The sequence below is a fragment of the Pseudorhizobium marinum genome, assembly GCF_000705355.1.
In the GTDB taxonomy this organism is placed as follows: domain Bacteria; phylum Pseudomonadota; class Alphaproteobacteria; order Rhizobiales; family Rhizobiaceae; genus Neorhizobium; species Neorhizobium pelagicum.
This window is the reverse complement of the sequence record NZ_JMQK01000018.1, coordinates 74,706-92,376: the sequence shown is the minus strand read 5'-3', so window position 1 is coordinate 92,376 and position 17,671 is coordinate 74,706. Positions and strand designations below refer to the sequence as shown.

The window sequence follows — 17,671 nt, the reverse complement described above, 5'->3', positions numbered from 1 at the left end:
AATGGGGTCAATTTTGCACGCCGAAACACAGTCTTCAGCATGATTCCGATTGGAAACCAACCACGGGACCCGCCAGAGGGGGTTGTCATCTCGCCAGAGGCACCACCTACCAACGTCACCCCGCCAGAGGACGTGGAATAAGCGGGTGGCTAGTCAAGTTAATCATGGCCGCTCTGGCTATGCCGTCCGCCTGTAATGGACCGGCGGCAAATGCACCCCAACAGCAGGAGCGAGCAGCACCATCGCCGCGAAGGTCAGGTAGATCCGCCGCAAGTTCTGGCCTTGTATGCGGTTTATCATCACCATTCCTCCGATTACAGCTTGCGTCTCAGACCGAGATACCGCGATTTCAAGGAACCGCTACTCCGCCCAAACGCTTACCAGCTGGCGCTGTCTCACTGCATGCCTTTGGCGCACGCGTGGGCGAACATATTGAGCCGAGCGTTTCTAGGACTGGCATGTTGACCCGAGGTACATCATGAAGACACTTCTCATATCGACCTTGCTTTTGCTGGCCACCGCCTCTGCCGGCTCGGCCGAGCCTCCGATAACCGAAGAAGCCACTATTGAGCTGATCGGTCAAAAGCTTGCTGAACTGAGCGAGACGAATGAGATGATGGCTTCCGCTCTTGGGACCTCTAACGTGGCGGATCTTACGAAGAAGGCAATCACGACGGTTAAGGAGCTCAAAGAGACACTATCAGCGAACCCCTTCATCCGGGTCGGTGGCTTCACGGTAGGTATCCCCGGCGGCGCATCCGTTGACTTCGAGTTCGTTGACGGAAAATAATCCCTGCCGCTAAACTCTGGCTTGCTTCAGCTTCTGCCCTTTGCAAGAACTTGCGCTTAACGGTTCAGGAGTCTTCCGATGTGGATTATCGTGATGCAGGCGTTGCTAACGCCAATCATCGCGGCTGCAGTTGCATGGATTGCATGGCAGCAATGGCAGACAGCTCGCCACAAGGTCATGTTGGACCTGTTTGATAGACGCTTTGCCGTTTTCATGGACGCACGCGAGATCGTTAGCCATGGCGGGCAGCGGGATCGCCTCAAAGATCCTGGCCTTCCAAACGACATTGTCGCTCGCGGCCGGTTCCTGTTTGGTTCGGAGATACTGGACCAACTCGAAGAGCTACATCGCCTCTGCACCCTCGTCGAAACCGGGGATAAAGAAGCTTTCGGCAGATTGGATCCTTGGTTCAAAGGATTTATCCAGAGCCTGAAGCCATACATGAACTTCGGCGGAATGAAGTCCTGAACTAAGGCAGCCGCCACCAGGTTGGCAACCGATGGGTGGAGCTGTTGGCGCCGCTGAGGTGACCACAGCTGCGAAGGAACGGGGAAAGAAGCTCCTTTGAATGTATTGCCGCCTTCACTCTGTAGAGCATTGTAGTTGCAATACGCCTCTGCGTGGCTCAGACGGCGTGTGCCCAACCTTTTCATTTGCCCAACTGAACCCCATGTCAGAAGCTTCGCATATCTCAGGATTGGCCCCCGAACCAATGACCAAGACAGTCACCGACACTTTGACAGGCATGTACTTCACCCTCGACGATCCCGACGGGAGCTACGCGAGCGGGCAGATCATTCGCCTTGCGGCTGAAGGCGTCTATCTCGTACGGTTCGATGGAAACGAGGTGCCTTTGCCTCTTGAGCTGGTGTCGCTCGGTGAAATGCTGGGAACGACAGAGGAAGAGTACAAACTCTGGCGGTTCTTCGACACGATCGAAGAGAGAGATAAGTGGATCGAGTGGATCGATACACCGTCAACACCCCGTGTCATTTCGCTTGTACGACCCAGTAAGTAGTCTGCCGTGTCCAACTGCTCCGAGGTTCACAAACGACCTGCCCCGCAACTGCTGAAATAGCTCACCATGGGGAACTTCAGTGCCGCGCGCTCGTTTGAGGAGAACTCAAAATCGAGAGGCGGAGGATTTAGTCATGAACCGTAACGTAATCATCGGAATTGTTGTCGTTGTGGTGCTGATCATCGGGGTAATAATGTTCATGCCCGGTTCGAACGAACCTGCTGGCGATGCGTCGGCCCCAGCCACTCCGCCAGCGCCAACTGAAACGACACCACCCGCGACACCGGCACCAGCAAATTAAGAAGACAAAGCAAAAGATACGCTCGCCCGATCTTTTGAGCGAGCTGTCCGTGCTTCCAATCCCTCTATGGCCAAATTGGCGACACTGCCCGCTACCCGGGATGCTCATCAGTTTCTGAAAAGAAGACGCAGTAACGGCCTGCACTGAAAGCATCTGTTTCAGCAAGCCCGGGCCGTCGAGTATTCCCTTTGCTCATTGCAAGGTCCGACTGCACACCCAAATCACGCAGCTGAATATAAGGCCATGGAGCTTGCTCGGCAAGCCTCTATTTCCTTGTCCATAGCTTTCAACTCATTGAGAATGATGAGCACCTGCTGACGGCTTGCGGGCGCCAAGCTCTCGATCGCTGTCTCGGCCATGATCCGAAGGGGGACGTTCTTCCGACGGCCCTTTGGGAATACCAGACCGAGCCGCTTGTTGAGGACGTTGCGGCGAAAGCCTTGAGCAGTAACGAGCCGTTGCTCCCGCTCGCGCTCCCATGTCTGCTGTGCCTGGAAGTCCGCAAACATCAGCGATCCGATGTCTGTATCGCGGAAGGCGATCGGTCCGCGATCTGGCGACGGGCGCATGAAGCACATCACCCCTTCAACGCCCCTCACCTTCTCGAAGTCCCGCTGCGGGATGTTAACGAAGGCGTACCCGACTAGGAGCGGGAAACGCTTCTCGCTCATCCTGTTCGTCCGCTGGTGCTGTGTGATCGTCCAGAAGGAAGGCATGTAGACGTCAATGCCCTCGTTGCGGAGGTTGCGCTCGAGGACGCTTTCGCCCTTCCTCCGTTCGCGGGACGCCTTCTGCTCCTCAGTCTCATCGTTTGCAGGCTCGATGGCCCTCGCCATCCGCTGTGCGCCCGGCACAGCTCGAACCGCATACCAATTAGTGTCCGCCATCATCATTCCCTCGTATGTCGAGCGGCCGCTCGGTTACCTGTTCTGTCCCATGATCGCCTGAGCGGCTGCCGCGGCCTTTCGCTCGTCGCACCTGCCCATCTGGAGGCGCCGGGTTTTGTCGCACCAGTCGCACATTGGCTCGGCGTCGTGTGGAGCATCGCCGGCAGCTGAACCCTTGATGAACTTCGCCTTACGGGTCTCGTAGGCCCCGCAGACGCACCGGACGACCCAGTTCTGACCGTTGGTGGAGATCACTTCAGCCGCGATGCCCATCACCGTCAGCCTGCCGATCCTGATCCCCTTCAGGTCGACGAAGCTGGGCTGGCCGAGCTCGTGCTTGTTCGGCGGGCGGACGGCGATCGGGTCTCCGGAGTGAACCTTCCCGCCGAGCGCCGGCTCCCAGTGGAAGTGCTCTCCCCTCGCTGCCACGCGGCCGGCAACCTTGTCGCCAGGGAGGAGCGGCGCGACGGCATCCATGTCCACGCGAGCAAAACGCGTCATGCCTCACCTCGCATGTGTTTGATCTTCCGAATCGAGTGCAGGACCGTGGTGTGGTCACGTCCTCCAAACCAGCGACCGATCACGGGCAGAGATAAAGTCGGACGCTCTTTCCGGACGGCGTACATCGCGGTCTGACGGGCAAGGCAGAGGCCGCCAGACCGCCTGGAGCTCTTGAGGTCCGCGACGGTGAAGTCCGGAAAGTCCTGCAGCACCTCATCCACAATCTGCCTGATTGAGCGCTGCCGTGTTGCCAGAAGCTGAACCTCGCTTTCCGCCTGCATCGTCCTCATGTGGAGGGCGAACCGATAGGCGACGACGTGCTCGTCGACTACCGTCGGCGCCAACTCCCAGCCAGGACGTGTCCGACCGATGAACCGTGGCCGGGGCACCGGGGCGCTGATCGGAATGGGTTTGGCGGCCGGCTTCACTCTCGGATTGAAGCAGCTCTCGCGAACTGCCGCGGCGTTCGCGAATATGTCTGCCGCTGATGTGAACTCTCGTGCTGTGATCATCTGAAGCTCCTCTCGGATCTGGCCTGCTCGGCGGCGATGTACTGTTCCCGGGTTTGAGGTTTCTGCAGGTGGGCAAAGCCGACTGCTGCCTTAGGAGGAGGTTTGTCTGGAGGTTTCGCCGGCACGTCCTTCCAGCGGTCCTCGGATAGCCACTTGACCGGGTTGCACCACTGGCGATCGTCGGTCTTGGCCGCATAGGCTCGGGCACCAGCGACGATCTCGTCGAGGCTGGCGCGTTTGAGGGCTTTGGAGAAGGCTGATCGAGCCGCAGGCTCTCCGACCTTGTTGGGGTAGGCTGCCCAAAATCGATCGAACCCTGAAGAAGGCTCGGGCGCGCGCGCGTCTTCCGAAGGAAGTCTGGTTATGGTATCTGGAAGATGCTGTGGCGCAGGCATGGCATTTGCCACGCGCGCTTCTTTATCTTTCAATGCCTTAGCTCTTCCACCCTCTGCCCCTGCGGCGCTCCTCGATTGAGATTTACTCTCGCTTTTCTGCAGCTCTTTCGTCAGGCGGTTGTGGCGAATGCTGTCGTCGTCGGTCTCGAAGAACGGCATGAGATCGTCCGAGATCGCCTTCCACTTCTTGAGCGACATGCGGGTAACCCGGGCGAGCTTCGTCTCATCGGCCGGGAGTTTTCCGCCCGCATTCCACATCGCCATCAGCAGCAGCATGTAAGCGCCGATCTGCTCGGTGGAGAGGTGCAGCGTGTCCCCTATAAAGTCGGAGACATAGAGCTGCATGAACGGACGCTCGCTCATGCTGGCCTCCGTGCACGCAAGTCACGCAGGGACGTCCGGAGGCGCCCGTTGTACTCTCGGCGGCGTTGGATGCAGTCACTCTGGCGACGGCGGTCCATCTCAGCACTGATGAAGCGATCGGCTTCATGCTCTGGGATGTCCAGGGCCTCGCTGATGGCGATGGTGTCAGGGCCATAGAGGTCGTAGGCTTCGGAAAAGGTCATGCCGCCTCTCCGAACTTACCCGCTTCATCGCCCCAGACTGTCCAGCCCTTGCGATCGGTGCGGCTGAATAGCTCGAGCCGGTTGGCCTTCGGCATCAGCTTCTCTGCTTCGCGATAGCCCTCCTCCGGCTTGCGGGAATGCTCGCGGACCATACCGGGGAAGGATGAGCGAACAGACCTCGAGGTCTTTGGCTCGCCGCGCTTGCCGATCAGGATTGGCTCGTTGGATGTGCGGAAGATGTAGCCGGTGCCAAAGGCCTGCTTGCCGTGCCGGGTGGTCTTTATCCAAGATCCGGCAGTGGCGAACGTGAAGCCCCAGGCGTTCAACACCTCCAGCGCTTGCGGCAGCATCGGGTTGGTTGCCCATAGCCAGAGGAGGCAGTCCGGGGCAGCGAGATCCAACACCGGCAGAGCCTTGATCTCCTCAAGCGGCATCAGCCTATATTTCGACTGAGTGGACTTGGACTTGTCGCCGTTGTCCGACCACTCCTGCATTTTCCACGGTGGGTCAGCCATGATGAAATCGAAGCTGTGCGGCTGGAGATCTCCGAACGGCCACAGGTCTGCAAACAGCCTCATTCCCGCACCTCCCCCGGAACAGAGCACCAGCAATCTTGTTCTTTCGTCACGCGGCACCGACTGCCCGTACGGAGAGGAGATCTGGAATGCACGGAGTGGACTGGCCGGAGCCTGTGGTGGTGGAGCACAAAATGCCCAACCCCATTGTCGTCTGGAGCATGGCCGAGGCGGTCAACTATCTGATGGGTGACTGGCCCACCAAGGGGGGCGTCCAATACCACGAGGCATTGAGAACCCTTATGGTTGTGCTGGACGGTAGAGGCGAACCGGATGAGGCCCGGGAGGCATTCAAAGCCGCGGTCCTTGAGGCCGGCTACTCGGTGCACGAATAGGGTCATGCGGCGTGCTCCCTCTTGGCCAGGGCCTTGAGGTACGCGCCCTTGATTTCCTCGAACCGAGCGATGTCGTATTCCTTCGCCTCGATCTCGTGATCGGGACGTGGCCGCTTAGAGCGGCGGCCGTGGTCGGCGAGCCAGGCCTCGGCGCTGGCAAGGCGACGGTCGAGCCATGCGATCATTTCGGACGGATCGGTCATGCCGCCTCCTTAACCGTTGGGAAAGGGGCGCCATTGATAACTGCACTGGAAGAGTGTGGGAGGTTCGAATGTCGTTCAGAGTTGGTGAGATCTACAACCGTACAAAGGACATCCACAGTGTCTACAATGGGCAGCGCCGGAGTGGCATCATCACACCTGCAGACGCCCCCGTGATCTTCCTGATCAGCGGCGAAGAAGGACACGAGCACGGTTATGTCGACCGATGGCGTCCTGACGGTGTCTTCGAATATTTCGGCCAAGGTCAAGAGGGACCAATGGAGATGAAGTCCGGTAATCGCGCCATCGTGGAATCTTGGAAGTCGGGGGAGGCCATCCACCTCTTCACATCGGTCATCGGTGGACTGAGGTACGAAGGCGAGATGGTCTATGATCGCCATCACATCCGGCGTGCGCCGGACACCAAAAACAGAATGCGAGATGCGATTGTCTTCGAACTTCGAAGGGTTGGTGATGTTGCCGATCACATCGAAGGAGTTGACCCAATCGTCCCAAACGAGGAGATCGATCTCGAAGAGCTCCGCGTGAGGGCGTACGAGGCCGCAGAGCCAACGCCCGAGCGCGCACCTGAAAGTCGCTCCGTCTTCGCACGAAGCCTGGCTGTTCGCGATTACGTTTTGGCTCGAGCTAAGGGAGAATGCGAACACTGCCGACGCAACGGCCCATTTAAGCGACCTGACGGCACATTCTACATCGAGTGCCACCATGTTCATCGTCTGTCCGATGGTGGTCCCGACAGCCCCCGCAACGTCATTGGCGTATGCCCGAACTGCCATCGCCACGCTCATTTCGCGGCTGATCGCAAAGAGTTCAACCAGCTTCTTATCGATGATCTTCGCAGGGTGGAGCGTCGTCGACGTCCAAAGCGGAAAACTCCTAAGTTCTCTGAGCTGCACTTGGCAGCTGCTTCGTAACTCTGGAAATCGCCATAGAGAAAGGTGGTTGGTCGGCTGCATTGCTGACCTCACATCAAAAGAGGCTGCACGGAGCCGTCGGCGAAGACAGCATCCATTGGCGTGTCGGCGGTCGGCTCATCGCCGTCCCAGCCGTTTGGCCACATGCGGAGAGAAATCAGCTCGCGGATCCGCGCCTCTTCCTCGCGGTTGATAATGTCGACCAGAGGCCTGTCGAGGCGAACCGCCTCGAGGTTGATCTCTGACTGGATGCTAAGAATCCGGTCGAGCGCCATCAGTCTAGCGTTGAAGGTGAGCGGCCCCATGCGCTGCTTGTTCTTCGCAGTGGCGATGTCGCCGTTATCGTCGATGCCGGTCTTCTTCAGCCGGTGACGGGGTTCGCGAAGCTCGCGATAGAGCGGCTTCAACCTGAGCAGCGGCGCAATATAAGACCAGTACGGAACGGCGATAACGGTCATCAGTCCGAGATCGCGAGCGGCAAGTGGGCAGCCAATGCAGCCTGTCCTAGCGTTGATCTCCTGCGCTTCGTCACCGCCATAGGCATCAACGACTGCCGCCGTGTCCCAGGCGCCGTACTCTTCCATTCGAGCGTAGATCTTCAGCCAGTCGAAAACGTTGCAGACCCGCCAGTGCAGGATCGGCGCTAGAGTGGCTATGCGGCCTTTGATGCCTTTTGTCTCAGGTACTACCTGCTGGTACCACCCCTGCCCGCACTCAGCGCCGTCTTTGCCGCATGACATAGCGATGCGGCCATCGCGGATGGCGCTTTCGCCTTGGCGAACTCCGGTGATCATCAGGATTGAGCCGTCGAGCTCGTTGACCCGACGCTCGAGGGCGGCCGTCATCGGCTCGACCTTGATCTGCCTGGTGCACCACCTGAAGGTGTTGTTGTTCGGCGGAGGGACGCCCCGACCCAGCATGTAGACGAGGAAGCGCTGATCCATCGGCGCATAGACCGTTTCGCAGTAGATGCCGCGGGCCCGCAATCTCTCGAGAAGCTTTGTCGCAGCAATCGACAACGGAGTTAGCTCCATGCGGGTGTCGGCATAGAGGACGCTGATCGTCTTGGGCATCGGAAGCCGGCCGGCGTCGATCAGGTGAAGGACCACCGTCAGGGTCGCTGTGCTGTCCTTGCCGCCGGAGAAGGCGAAGACCCAATGGTCGTGCGTCGGCCCATAAGCCTGCATCGACTGGAGCGTCATCTCGACGGCTTCGTCGTAGACGAGGCGTTTGGTGCCCTCGAACAAGGTTGGCTGATGGATGGTCATGCGTCGCCCTCCCCCTTCTCGTCCTTAAGCTCTGGAGCCAGCCAGTATGCGAGCTGCTTCGATGAGCGCATGAGCCAGCGTCCGAGGGCTATGCGCCTGCATTTCCACCAGGAGCGCAGTGGCTCGACCGATCGCTGCATCAAGGTCTCGTGCTTCTTCTCGGCCATATTCGATGCCTGCCTTCATCTCGATTTCGCGCAGTTCTTCTCCGTCGATCGACACACGAGGATCGGCGTACCAGACGTCTCTTGTTCTTGAGACCGACCAGCCCATTTCGCGGGCGGCTACGGTGATGCGACGCTTGACGCTGCCCAGCGAGGGCGGAGCGATCCGCGTCTTCAGTGCTTCTTGGCAAAAATCTACTGTGCTCATTTTCGGATTTTTCCGATGCTTTTTCCGCATTTTTCCGACGACCCCTGTGGTTGGATGCTCGTGTTCAAGGAGCAGGCCTATGGAGTCGAAAGACACTCAGATCGAAAAACGAGACGGCGGTGATCGCCTTGCAGGGCTTTCGCCCGCCGTCTCCGGTCCGCCTGGGCCAACCGTCATTCGGTTCCCTCGCCGACCCTCTACCGCCGCATCGGGAGGGTTGGTCGCTGGTGGCGACCCCTCGCCGCCACCAGCACCGTTCGACCGCCTCGGTGGGAGTGTCCAAGCCGTCGTGATGAGGCTCAAAGGCAATCCTGTGAGGTTGAAGGTGCTGGCCCCGGCCCGGGAGGAGGAGGAAGACCGGGACCAGCGTTGACGGGTGGGAGGAGATCCCCGTCAATCTTGTTTCAGGCCGCGCCCGATTGGATTTCGCTGTGTCGATGGGTGATGTTGAGACCGCCGTCGGAACGCAGGTTCCGGAGCGCTTTGCGCCGGCGGACCTCAGCCTCAGCTTCTTCCATCGATCGGGCGGATACCTCGCCAACCTCGGGATCGATGATGATGCAGGTGCCGTCTTGGGTGATGACCGAGCTCATGCCAGTTCCCTCTCTCGCATCGCGGCTTTGCAGCTATGACAGTGGTTAGATCCATGACCGGCGCAGCTATCTGGCCTGAGACAGTTCGGTCGAAGGATGAAGGTGGTCGACGGGATATGTTCGACGAGCCCATCGGCATTTTGTGTTGCGGCGTGCTTGACGTCGTCTACATGACCGCCTCCTGTGTTGGCGGCGGCGCTGCTTCCATCATCGAGACTTACGCTCGCGGCGCTGGGGGCCTCGGCTTCGCCATGAGCGGCCGGAGCTATGGGGGCGGACGACGACGGTTCAACGTCAGCGACGTTCGCCAGTCGGGCCTTGCCCTTCACTGCAGCGATTGCGTCGTCATCCGATGGGGAATGGGCTGCGGCACTCTCTCCGCCCGTCACGCCTGCCTTTTCGGGGCCGCTGACGTTCACGCCGGGAAACTGCCCGGTCAGAACTGGGATCATCTCAGGTTGCCCCGATACTCCAGCCTCAGCCTCAGTCGTAATGACGTCGACCAGGTCGGACGAGAATGCCTTGTCCTGGGTTACGGTCCTCTCGGATACCGCCTCCGCCGCCTTACGCGGGGATTGCAGAGCCATTGCTGGCTGTCTTTTGGCGACTGGCGCTTCCTCGTCGTCAAAAAGCTCAATCTGCGGGATCATGCCGAGCGCCTGGAGGTAGGTGTCGAGGATCAGCTCCTCTTCCGTCCGCTCCTGCTCGTCCTTCTTGCGAAGAGCGATGACCTTTTTGAGGATCTTCGTGTCAAAGCCCATGGATTTGGCCTCTCCGAAAACATCCTTTATGTCGTCGGCGATGATCTTCTTTTCCTCTTCGAGGCGCTCGATCCGCTCTACGAAGGCTCGGAGTTGATCTCGGGCTACGCCGTGCGCGTCACTCATGCTGCAGTCTCCATCACGGGAGCAAAATCAGTCGGTCGGATGTCTAAGCCGCGATCTTTCGCTGCTTCGAGGATGGCCGGCACATGCCAGTGCGGAACCACGCCGCCGGTCCCGCCTTTGGCCTTCGGCATCCGCCAGCGCATGACGGTATGCGGCTGGACCCGCGTCACCTCAGCGAGAGGCTTCAAGCCGTTGAACTTCTTGATGATCGTGTTAGCCGGTTCGCATCTCATTCCGGCAATGTATGATAAACGTACAGTAATGGCAATAGCCATTGTACGATTTTGCTAAATGCATGTTTCAGTGCGCTGTGCGAAAATTGTACAATGATTGACGCGCCGAATGACATATACCTGGACTGGATCCGAGACGCCCTGAAACAGCCGGGCAAAACACAGGTGGGCCTTGCTGCTCACCTTGGCATTGCACATCCCCAGATCACCCAGCTCCTAAAGGGAAAGCGCAAGCTCAAGGTTCACGAGATCCCGAAGATTGCCGCATACCTGGAGGTCGACCCGCCGGGGTCCGAGCTGTCACCGTCCACGGCAAAATGGGTGCAGGCGCGCAAGGCTGGCGTTGTGGCGGCCGGCCTGTTCCGAGAAGTCGACGAGTTTGATCAGTCCGAACCGGAAGAGATCAGCGTTCCGCGCGATGAGAACTTCCCGAATGCTCGCCAGCTGACCTTCGAGGTTGAAGGCGACAGCATGAACGAGCTGCGCCCTCGCCCGATTCTTCCCGGCGACACCATTGTAGCCACAGCCTATGAAGACATTGCCGATCGCGTTGTTCTTCGAGACGGGATGGTTGTCGTAGTCCAGCGGTCTCGCGACGGGGGTCAGATGCGGGAATGGTCCGTCAAGCAGATCGAGATATACGAGGACCGGACAGAATTTCACCCGCGATCGAGCAATCCAAAGCACAAGCCGATCATCGTACAACGCCAGTTCGACGCTGACGACGGTGCGTCAGTTGAGGTCATCGCCGTCGTGCGTATGGTGCTGAATACGATGCCAGGATATTGAAGCTGCGTGCGAGCAAAGTAGGGGTACATTCGAGTGGACGAAGACAACAGCTCAATCGACGAAGGCACCGAACAACTTCGGGCTACACTACTGGAGAAGCTCGGGCGATCAAACCGCCCAGCCACTGTAGGTGAGCTGGCCGAGATTTATGCTTACATGCTGCTAATGAACGACGTTGTCTCAGAGCTGTTCGATCTAGGAGCTTCCGACGACTTAGAAGAAAAAATCAATGCCATGCAAAGGCTGAGACCTTTGATATTGGCGATTAATAAAAATTTCGCTGATGCTGTCAAAAAGACGGTGAAGATGCAGACTGACTCCAGCACAACAGAGGGCGGACAGAGCGGTGAATCCTGAATCGGCAGAGATCGTTGATCTTTTGAACCGCTACAAAAGCAAGCTTCCCTCGAAGCTGCGTGATCCCGACAATTACTTGCAACATGGTGGCGGAGGTGGCACATCAGGAGGTATGGACGTAGTTGATGCTAAAATCGCGGCTGCTGAAGCGCGCACCGATGCGAAGTTTGCCGAAATGATGGGGCAACTTTCGCTAATGCGTGCTGAGATAACCGGCCGACTAGATACGATGAATGTCAGGTCCGCGCACGTGGAGAATTCGACGGCTGGGATCAAAATGACGGTCATCCTGACCGCAATTGCCGCGCTCGGCCTGACAGTTGCCGTGATGGCATTCGGCTCTCAATGGTTCTCTCTCGGGATGGATGCTCAGCAGGTCTCACAACGGGCCGCGCAAACCGCAGTAGACAGTTCGAAAACACGTATAGATGACCTCGACAGAAAGCTTGATCAACTGCTGCAAGTGACGCGTCCAAGGCCGACATCACCTTAACAGTAGATATTCACTAAAGCGGCAAGCTAAGCTTCCCCTTTGAGTCAAAAGCCGCGCATGCGATAGAAACCTCCTGCAGCAGCCAGCGCCTTGGCTCCTCGCACATATAGCTCTTACCGTCATCGCCAAGAAAGTTCATGACCGGCAGGACGGAATTCTACGTCGTCTCCCAGTGGTGCGAACGGCCCGATCTTGAAGCTGTAGCCTGGGAGCTTGCGCCCCAGGTAGTCGGCCAGCCCCTCCTTGGCTGCCGCAACCTCGGTTCACCGCTCATACGGCGGCACGATGATGAACTCCAAGATTTCCCTCTCAGTCGGCATAGCCCTTCCCTCCACTGATCGCGAACAGCTTTCCAATCGAGCTGTCGCAATGGACGCAATAGAATTGGACGTTGTCTAGGTAGCCTTCGGCCGCAAGATCCTGCGCGTCGTTCGGCAAATCGACTTCCGCCGGCACCTCCAACAGCTTCGAACTCTCCCGCAGGCAGTTCTCGCAGCGGAGGTGAAGCCGAAGCGGGGGTTGCGATTTCATCATTGCAACAGCCATTTTGTTCTCCTTTCGTTCTTATGAAGCCAGAACGACAAGAGAGAGTCCAGACTGATTCGGCAGTTCGAAAAAGATTCTCTCCCGCCTGCACAGTGTACGTTTTTCATACAGACACTATTGACGCATATGTGTGATTTGCATACATTTGCCTCATCAACCGATGGGGAGCAGCAATGCAGACCACAGCAGACATCACCGCCGACGCACTGAGGATCAACGTCGCTGACCTGAACGAGGTCATCACCAAGATCCGCCGCCTGCACCTTGCTGGCAAGAACGCTCCGAAGGCTTCCGCCCGGTACCTGCAGTACGTCCGCAAGTGCCATGAGCTGCGCGAGGCTGGCATCGCCAAGGCCGCCAAGGGCCCGCTATTCGATCTGATGGACCCCATCCCCTACCGCGACCAACTCGTCGGTTACTCGGCTGAGCAGCGCAAGGCTCTGGAATGGAAGGGTGTCGCCGACGGCTTCCCGTTCTCCGCCTCCGTCCCCTTCCACTACTCGATCGCAGCGGAGTGAACGCCATGAATGACGCACGCGTCTTCGAAGCCCACCATCATGCTCATGGCTTGAGCGATTTCCTTTTCGCTCTCGCATGGTCCGACACAGATCGAGACAAGAAGCTGTTCGAGGCAAAGGCTCGCGGCCACCTCGAAGATATTGCCCGGATCATGGGTTATCGGCTTGAAGCTGCGGCCCCTGCTGCAGTGCCTGTTCTTGAGGCTGCAGAATGAGCGCGCCCTGCACCACCCGCGCCTTCAACGGCTGCGCCTGCCCTACTGGTCAGTGCCGCATCGAAACCCGCCGAAAGGAAGACGAGGCCAAGCTTCGTCGGATCATCGCCAAGCGCAACGCGAACACAGCGCTGATGATGTTCGGCGCCTCGCTCTCGATGGCCGCCGTCATCGCTTCCTTCTTCTTCATCGCCATCCCGGAGAGCCAGAAGCTCGCCCGTGCCAACCAGGAGAACATCTATGTCCAACGATAACGCATGGAAATGGTGGCAGGACGCCCTCGCCGGCAAGCTCGGTCCGATCCACGACAGCGATCCGCAGCAGGGTTACTTCCGCACACGCTTCAAGGATAAGCCCTGGGAGCCCGTCGCGATCTGGTTCGAGGACGGCGAATGGCACGCCATGCGAGGCGAGCGCGCAATCAGCGCTGCTGACATCTGGACCTGGTGCTGCCGGAACCCGATCACCTACGAAGCCTACACCAAGGCCATCGAGGGCGGCGGATGGGACGATGAGCCAGAAGCTCCAGCCATCGGGCATAACCTCCCGGCTGACCCGTTCGAAGCCCTGCAAATCGAGTTCGAAGCCGAAAAGGAGCAGGTCTCTGCATTCCTCAAGAAGCCGATCACAACACAGACCGACGCCGACCGCGCGGCTGTCTGGGCGAAGCGGCTATCGACAATCGCGAAGAAGGCAACAGACCTGCACAAGGTCGAGAAGCAGCCGAGCCTCGACGAGAGCCGGCGCGTCGACGACAAGTGGCGCGGACTTAAGGAGGATCCTGCCGACCTGAGCAAAATGCTCAAGCGTCACATGGATGCCTACCTGCAGGAACAGCAGCGGATCGAACTGGAACGCCAGCGCAAGGCCCGCGAGGAAGCTGACCGCATCCAGCGAGAAGCCGACGCCGCCCGTGTCGCGGCAGAGCAAGCCGCTGCGAAGAACGACAATCAAGAGACGGCAGACGTCGCAGCGATTGCCGAAAAGAACAACCGGATCGCGGAAGCAGAACGTCTTGCCAGACAGGCTGCCGACGCTGAGCGGGATGCTCAGGCTCGAAATGCCAGCGCCGGCCGCACGGGTGCCCGCGTGGCTCTGCGTACCTTCACCTATGCCGAGATCCTCGATTTCGAGAAGCTGCTCCTCGCGCTGAAGGACCGGCCGGAAATCCGCGAAGTTGTCGAGACACTCGCCAACCGCGCCGCCAGATCCGGCGTCGAACTGGCAGGCATGGCAATCCGTTCAGAACAGAGGGCTGCGTGATGACCGAAGCCAATCCCCTCACCGTCGCCGCCGTCAAGTTCAAGTGGCAGAAGGACGACAAGGCCTATGACTACTTCATCCCGAACGGCTTGGCTGCCCTCGTCGAGGTTGGCAGCAAGGTGGTCGTTGAGACCGCGCGAGGCGAAACGACTGTCGAGGTCGTCGCGATCAAGGACGATTCCGAGAAGGCTCAGAAGTCGATCCTTCGTATCGTCGAGCCCGAAGCCACCAGCGAAGGAGAAGCGGCATGAACGCTCATATGCCAGCGCTCTCTGGTGGCGGCCAGGTTATGGCGATCGTTCCTCAGACCTTCGAAGAAACCTTCCGCATGGCGCGAACAGTCGTTGCCTCTGGCCTTGCCCCTTCTGCCCTGATTGGGAAGCTCACCGGTGACGACGCCGCCAGCGCGGTTGCGGTTGCCATCATGTCCGGCGCTGAGCTCGGCCTCAAGCCGATGGTTAGCCTCCGTAGCTTCACGGTCATCAACGGCAAGCCGGCGCTCTACGGCGACGGACTGATCAATGTCGTCCGCATGTCTGGCAAGGTCGCCTACCTTCGCACCGGCTGTGACGAGGTCGGAGGCAAGATGGTTGGCTTCTGCGAGGCAAAGCGCAGCGATACCAGCGAAGAGAAGCGCGTCGAGTTCAGTCAGGAAGATGCTGTTAGGGCCGGTCTGTGGCCGACAAGCGCGACTGTTCGCCGGAAGGTGTGGGAAAACAACCAGCAGGTCTGGAAGGATGTGCCAAACGATACGCCATGGGCTCGCTTCCCGCAGCGTATGCTTGCGTGGCGCGCGGCCGGCTATTGCCTCCGCGAACTGTTCGGCGACGTCCTCGGCGGCATCCGCGACGAATTCGAGGCTCGCGAGATAGCAGAAGCGGAAGGCATGCGCGACATCACGCCGCCAGCTGCCGAAAGCAAGTCGACCCCGCCGAGACCTCCTAAGCCGCCTGCGCCACCATCCGCCAAGACGGTCAACGCCGAGCCGGCTCAGTTCGAACAGCCGCCGGAAAGCGAATTCGACCTTGGCGGCTTCCTCAGCGAGATCGAAACGGCCGTCGCCGGCGCGAAGGATGAAGCCGACGTCGAAGAGATCTGGAATGACTTCGACGCCCCGGCCACTCTTGAGACTGAAGGTCACGCCGACATGATCGACGCGGCATTGTCGATCAAGCGCCGACGGTTGGCGCAGCTATCGCCGTTGAATGGTGGCTGACCATGAGCCAACAACGCCAGAGGTTCATCCTCATCAACGACAAGGTCCGCGCCAACGCCATCGAGGCGATCAAGGCGGCAGAGGAAGGCAGTGCCGTATCTCTTGGGCCGAAGACCCGTAGCGTCGACCAGAACGCCAAATTTCACGCGATCTGCACCGACATTGCCAACTCCGGCCGCAAGTGGGCCGGGAAGGCGAGAGACGCCGAAGCGTGGAAGGTCTTGCTCGTGTCTGGGCATACCGTGGCGACGGCCGGCGAAGTCGAGATAGTGCCCGGCCTTGAGAACGAGTTCGTCACCATCCGCGAGAGCACGGCTCGCATGTCGGTCGGCCGTGCCGCCAGCCTGATCACCTATGCCCTCGCCTTCTGCGACACGCACGGAATCCACCTGACGGAAACGATCCGTGGTGGTTTCTACGAAGGCGCCAATGATCGGAGGGTCGCATGACCAACCGTCAGCAACGTCTCGCCGCGCGTGCGATCGAGCGCAAGGGTCTGAAAGGCGACTGGGGCCCGTGGCGTGTAACCAACTTGCCGGGCGGCATACCCGGCGGCAACGGGTGGTGCAAGCAGGTTCGCCACGTTCAGGCGAACAACCTCTATGTCGTTCTAATCCGCCCGTTCCTCGACGAGCAGGGTAACGAGGTAGATCACCTCGCCATCCGTACCGCCTCGCAGCTGGAACCACCCTGGCGCGACATGCAGCGGATCAAGAACGAAATCTGCGGAGAGGAAGCGACAGCCGTGCAGGTCATGCCGCCGGCGGCTGAGCTCGTCGACGAAGCCAATATGTATCACATGTGGGTGCTGCCGAGCCGCCTCCCCTTCACCCTTGCCCCGCGCAGCAACCTTGAGGTGGCAGCATGATGACCCTCGTTTTCATCCGTCGCGCCCTCGGCCCCTGGCTGGCCTGGAAAGGCGCTCAGTCCAACGCCCGGTTCGTCGCTCGGCAGCGGAGGGCACGCTAATGGCTATGCAGATCCGCAAAGAGGCAGCCATATCGTTCCCGAAGATCAAGCCGTCGAAGAACAAGGGCTATCTCTCGTTCATCCATAAGCTGCCATGCGTGGTGACGGGGCGGTACGGAGTTGAGGCCGCGCACCTGTCGATGGCTGCCCCGCAATTCGGGCACTATGGTCGGGGAAAGGGCCGCAAGGCTCCAGATCGCTGGGTTCTGCCCCTCAGCCGGGAATCCCACTACGAGCAGCATCAGGACGGCGAGGAACGGTTCTGGAGCCGCACCGGCATCAACCCACATATTCTCGCGCTCACCATCTTCGGCCTCTACTCCGACATGGGAGACGATGCGCAGCCTTTTGCGACAGCGATCATCAATCAGGTGCTGGCGAATGCCGGACGCCTTCGGGAAAGGGGACAGCCATGACAGACCGTCAACGAGCGGCCGGAGTGCATGAGAACTTCGCCTCCTGCGATTGCACGAAGGTGGAGCAGGACGAGACTTGCCCTGTCGGCTATCCCTCGCTGCTGTGCGACGTGTGCGACGGGAAGGGAGTTTTGCCGGCCACCCCCGCTCCCCGGTCACATTTGTCAGTGCCCGCCGGCCTTGGAGACGACGTTCATCAACAAAACGCCCACAATGATGAATCCCATCCCGATGACGGCCGCCAGGTCCAGCTTCTGGTGAAACCAGAGTTGGCCGATCAATGCGACCAACACCACCCCGGCACCAGACCAAGTAGCATAGGCGATGCCGATCGGGATTACCTTCAGGGTGAGCGAGAGGAAAAAGAAAGCGATTCCGTAGCCGATCACAACGATCAGGCTCGGAAGCAGCTGTGTGAAACCTTGCGAAGCTTTCAAGGCGCTGGTGGCGACCACCTCACCGACGATAGCAATTCCGAGAAAGACAAAATTCAGCATGGGTGGCTCCGGGTTGGATCCTCC

General features: G+C 59.3%; 30 protein-coding genes and 1 pseudogene. 17 read left to right on the top strand and 14 right to left on the bottom strand.

The window, feature by feature from the left end; genetic code table 11:
- Positions 1 to 478 precede the first annotated feature (478 nt).
- The 3 genes from EO99_RS0119325 to EO99_RS0119315 all read left to right on the top strand — a co-directional run bounded on the left by EO99_RS0119325 (position 479) and on the right by EO99_RS0119315 (position 1,808).
- Entirely contained in the window at positions 479 to 790 is a 312-nt protein-coding gene (locus EO99_RS0119325) for a hypothetical protein (protein ID WP_029620234.1), read from the top strand.
- Between the two features lie 78 nt (positions 791 to 868).
- The gene (locus EO99_RS0119320; RefSeq protein WP_029620233.1) at positions 869 to 1,258 is read left to right on the top strand and encodes a hypothetical protein; all 390 of its coding nucleotides are present in this window, start codon (positions 869 to 871) and stop codon (positions 1,256 to 1,258) included.
- A gap of 244 nt (positions 1,259 to 1,502) precedes the next feature.
- Complete coding sequence (locus tag EO99_RS0119315) at positions 1,503 to 1,808, top strand: hypothetical protein (RefSeq protein WP_029620232.1); 306 nt, start codon at positions 1,503 to 1,505, stop codon at positions 1,806 to 1,808.
- Between the two features lie 522 nt (positions 1,809 to 2,330).
- On the opposite strand, the gene EO99_RS0119310 is transcribed toward EO99_RS0119315, so the two are convergent.
- Genes EO99_RS0119310 through EO99_RS0119285 form a run of 6 tightly spaced genes read right to left on the bottom strand, consistent with a single transcriptional unit; the run spans position 2,331 to position 5,548 of the window.
- Positions 2,331 to 3,002, bottom strand: a complete 672-nt coding sequence (locus EO99_RS0119310; RefSeq protein ID WP_051679962.1) for a transcription termination/antitermination NusG family protein — start codon at positions 3,000 to 3,002, stop codon at positions 2,331 to 2,333.
- Positions 3,003 to 3,029: 27 nt separating this feature from the next.
- On the bottom strand, positions 3,030 to 3,497 hold the full coding sequence (locus EO99_RS0119305) for a hypothetical protein (protein ID WP_029620230.1): 468 nt from the start codon (positions 3,495 to 3,497) through the stop codon (positions 3,030 to 3,032).
- Positions 3,494 to 4,009, bottom strand: coding sequence for a helix-turn-helix domain-containing protein (locus EO99_RS0119300; protein ID WP_029620229.1), 516 nt, complete (start codon positions 4,007 to 4,009; stop codon positions 3,494 to 3,496). Before EO99_RS0119300 ends, EO99_RS0119305 begins: the two co-directional genes overlap by 4 nt.
- Positions 4,006 to 4,767, bottom strand: a complete 762-nt coding sequence (locus EO99_RS0119295) for a YdaU family protein (RefSeq protein ID WP_029620228.1) — start codon at positions 4,765 to 4,767, stop codon at positions 4,006 to 4,008. Before EO99_RS0119295 ends, EO99_RS0119300 begins: the two co-directional genes overlap by 4 nt.
- Entirely contained in the window at positions 4,764 to 4,970 is a 207-nt protein-coding gene (locus tag EO99_RS25920; RefSeq protein ID WP_037112474.1) for a hypothetical protein, read from the bottom strand. The genes EO99_RS0119295 and EO99_RS25920 overlap by 4 nt, the downstream gene beginning before the upstream one ends.
- Entirely contained in the window at positions 4,967 to 5,548 is a 582-nt protein-coding gene (locus tag EO99_RS0119285) for an MT-A70 family methyltransferase (RefSeq protein WP_029620227.1), read from the bottom strand. Before EO99_RS0119285 ends, EO99_RS25920 begins: the two co-directional genes overlap by 4 nt.
- 86 nt (positions 5,549 to 5,634) lie before the next feature.
- Between EO99_RS0119285 and EO99_RS0119280 the strand changes: the two genes are divergently transcribed.
- Positions 5,635 to 5,880 carry a DUF982 domain-containing protein gene (locus EO99_RS0119280; RefSeq protein WP_029620226.1) on the top strand — a complete coding sequence of 82 codons (246 nt, stop codon included), beginning with the start codon at positions 5,635 to 5,637 and terminating at the stop codon, positions 5,878 to 5,880.
- Positions 5,881 to 5,882: 2 nt separating this feature from the next.
- Here the strand turns inward: EO99_RS0119280 and EO99_RS0119275 are convergent, their stop codons facing one another.
- On the bottom strand, positions 5,883 to 6,083 hold the full coding sequence (locus EO99_RS0119275) for a hypothetical protein (RefSeq protein WP_029620225.1): 201 nt from the start codon (positions 6,081 to 6,083) through the stop codon (positions 5,883 to 5,885).
- A 68-nt stretch (positions 6,084 to 6,151) separates the two neighbouring features.
- On the opposite strand from EO99_RS0119275, the gene EO99_RS26860 reads away from it, so the two are divergent.
- Positions 6,152 to 7,015, top strand: coding sequence for an HNH endonuclease (locus EO99_RS26860; protein WP_077067122.1), 864 nt, complete (start codon positions 6,152 to 6,154; stop codon positions 7,013 to 7,015).
- A 50-nt stretch (positions 7,016 to 7,065) separates the two neighbouring features.
- Here the strand turns inward: EO99_RS26860 and EO99_RS0119265 are convergent, their stop codons facing one another.
- From EO99_RS0119265 to EO99_RS0119245, 5 genes and pseudogenes are all read right to left on the bottom strand, one after another.
- The gene (locus tag EO99_RS0119265; RefSeq protein ID WP_029620223.1) at positions 7,066 to 8,283 is read right to left on the bottom strand and encodes a phosphoadenosine phosphosulfate reductase domain-containing protein; all 1,218 of its coding nucleotides are present in this window, start codon (positions 8,281 to 8,283) and stop codon (positions 7,066 to 7,068) included.
- A 24-nt stretch (positions 8,284 to 8,307) separates the two neighbouring features.
- Positions 8,308 to 8,655, bottom strand: coding sequence for a hypothetical protein (locus tag EO99_RS26855; RefSeq protein ID WP_156034902.1), 348 nt, complete (start codon positions 8,653 to 8,655; stop codon positions 8,308 to 8,310).
- A gap of 404 nt (positions 8,656 to 9,059) precedes the next feature.
- Entirely contained in the window at positions 9,060 to 9,248 is a 189-nt protein-coding gene (locus EO99_RS0119255; protein ID WP_029620222.1) for a hypothetical protein, read from the bottom strand.
- A gap of 644 nt (positions 9,249 to 9,892) precedes the next feature.
- Positions 9,893 to 10,135: pseudogene (locus tag EO99_RS28310) on the bottom strand (DUF2312 domain-containing protein); the annotation flags it as partial.
- Complete coding sequence (locus EO99_RS0119245; RefSeq protein ID WP_077067120.1) at positions 10,132 to 10,410, bottom strand: hypothetical protein; 279 nt, start codon at positions 10,408 to 10,410, stop codon at positions 10,132 to 10,134. The pseudogene EO99_RS28310 and the gene EO99_RS0119245, both read right to left, overlap by 4 nt.
- Positions 10,411 to 10,461: 51 nt before the next feature.
- Here EO99_RS0119245 and EO99_RS0119240 point away from each other — a divergent pair, with 51 nt between their 5' ends.
- From EO99_RS0119240 to EO99_RS0119230, 3 genes are read left to right on the top strand one after another with little or no spacing between them, the layout of a single operon-like run.
- Positions 10,462 to 11,157, top strand: a complete 696-nt coding sequence (locus tag EO99_RS0119240; RefSeq protein WP_029620219.1) for a LexA family protein — start codon at positions 10,462 to 10,464, stop codon at positions 11,155 to 11,157.
- Positions 11,158 to 11,190: 33 nt separating this feature from the next.
- Positions 11,191 to 11,514, top strand: a complete 324-nt coding sequence (locus EO99_RS0119235) for a hypothetical protein (RefSeq protein ID WP_029620218.1) — start codon at positions 11,191 to 11,193, stop codon at positions 11,512 to 11,514.
- The gene (locus tag EO99_RS0119230; RefSeq protein WP_156034900.1) at positions 11,504 to 12,007 is read left to right on the top strand and encodes a hypothetical protein; all 504 of its coding nucleotides are present in this window, start codon (positions 11,504 to 11,506) and stop codon (positions 12,005 to 12,007) included. The genes EO99_RS0119235 and EO99_RS0119230 overlap by 11 nt, the downstream gene beginning before the upstream one ends.
- Positions 12,008 to 12,316: 309 nt before the next feature.
- Here the strand turns inward: EO99_RS0119230 and EO99_RS0119220 are convergent, their stop codons facing one another.
- The gene (locus tag EO99_RS0119220) at positions 12,317 to 12,553 is read right to left on the bottom strand and encodes a hypothetical protein (RefSeq protein ID WP_029620216.1); all 237 of its coding nucleotides are present in this window, start codon (positions 12,551 to 12,553) and stop codon (positions 12,317 to 12,319) included.
- A 173-nt stretch (positions 12,554 to 12,726) separates the two neighbouring features.
- Here EO99_RS0119220 and EO99_RS0119215 point away from each other — a divergent pair, with 173 nt between their 5' ends.
- The 9 genes from EO99_RS0119215 to EO99_RS0119170 all read left to right on the top strand — a co-directional run bounded on the left by EO99_RS0119215 (position 12,727) and on the right by EO99_RS0119170 (position 17,150).
- The gene (locus tag EO99_RS0119215; protein ID WP_029620215.1) at positions 12,727 to 13,071 is read left to right on the top strand and encodes a hypothetical protein; all 345 of its coding nucleotides are present in this window, start codon (positions 12,727 to 12,729) and stop codon (positions 13,069 to 13,071) included.
- A 5-nt stretch (positions 13,072 to 13,076) separates the two neighbouring features.
- Positions 13,077 to 13,286 (top strand): hypothetical protein, encoded by a 210-nt coding sequence (locus EO99_RS0119210; protein WP_029620214.1) that lies wholly within the window; start codon positions 13,077 to 13,079, stop codon positions 13,284 to 13,286.
- Positions 13,283 to 13,540, top strand: coding sequence for a DUF350 domain-containing protein (locus EO99_RS0119205; protein ID WP_029620213.1), 258 nt, complete (start codon positions 13,283 to 13,285; stop codon positions 13,538 to 13,540). The genes EO99_RS0119210 and EO99_RS0119205 overlap by 4 nt, the downstream gene beginning before the upstream one ends.
- On the top strand, positions 13,527 to 14,549 hold the full coding sequence (locus EO99_RS0119200; RefSeq protein WP_029620212.1) for a hypothetical protein: 1,023 nt from the start codon (positions 13,527 to 13,529) through the stop codon (positions 14,547 to 14,549). The genes EO99_RS0119205 and EO99_RS0119200 overlap by 14 nt, the downstream gene beginning before the upstream one ends.
- Positions 14,549 to 14,800 carry a primosomal protein N' family DNA-binding protein gene (locus EO99_RS0119195; protein WP_029620211.1) on the top strand — a complete coding sequence of 84 codons (252 nt, stop codon included), beginning with the start codon at positions 14,549 to 14,551 and terminating at the stop codon, positions 14,798 to 14,800. Before EO99_RS0119200 ends, EO99_RS0119195 begins: the two co-directional genes overlap by 1 nt.
- Complete coding sequence (locus tag EO99_RS0119190; protein ID WP_029620210.1) at positions 14,797 to 15,765, top strand: recombinase family protein; 969 nt, start codon at positions 14,797 to 14,799, stop codon at positions 15,763 to 15,765. The genes EO99_RS0119195 and EO99_RS0119190 overlap by 4 nt, the downstream gene beginning before the upstream one ends.
- Positions 15,766 to 15,767: 2 nt before the next feature.
- On the top strand, positions 15,768 to 16,214 hold the full coding sequence (locus EO99_RS0119185) for a recombination protein NinB (RefSeq protein ID WP_029620209.1): 447 nt from the start codon (positions 15,768 to 15,770) through the stop codon (positions 16,212 to 16,214).
- Positions 16,211 to 16,633: a DUF7694 domain-containing protein gene (locus EO99_RS0119180; RefSeq protein WP_029620208.1), complete on the top strand. Its 423-nt coding sequence runs from the start codon at positions 16,211 to 16,213 to the stop codon at positions 16,631 to 16,633. Before EO99_RS0119185 ends, EO99_RS0119180 begins: the two co-directional genes overlap by 4 nt.
- A gap of 100 nt (positions 16,634 to 16,733) precedes the next feature.
- Positions 16,734 to 17,150: a DUF968 domain-containing protein gene (locus EO99_RS0119170; RefSeq protein WP_029620207.1), complete on the top strand. Its 417-nt coding sequence runs from the start codon at positions 16,734 to 16,736 to the stop codon at positions 17,148 to 17,150.
- A gap of 164 nt (positions 17,151 to 17,314) precedes the next feature.
- Here EO99_RS0119170 and EO99_RS0119165 read toward each other — a convergent pair whose 3' ends face one another.
- Positions 17,315 to 17,647 (bottom strand): DMT family transporter, encoded by a 333-nt coding sequence (locus EO99_RS0119165; protein ID WP_029620206.1) that lies wholly within the window; start codon positions 17,645 to 17,647, stop codon positions 17,315 to 17,317.
- Positions 17,648 to 17,671 lie beyond the last annotated feature (24 nt).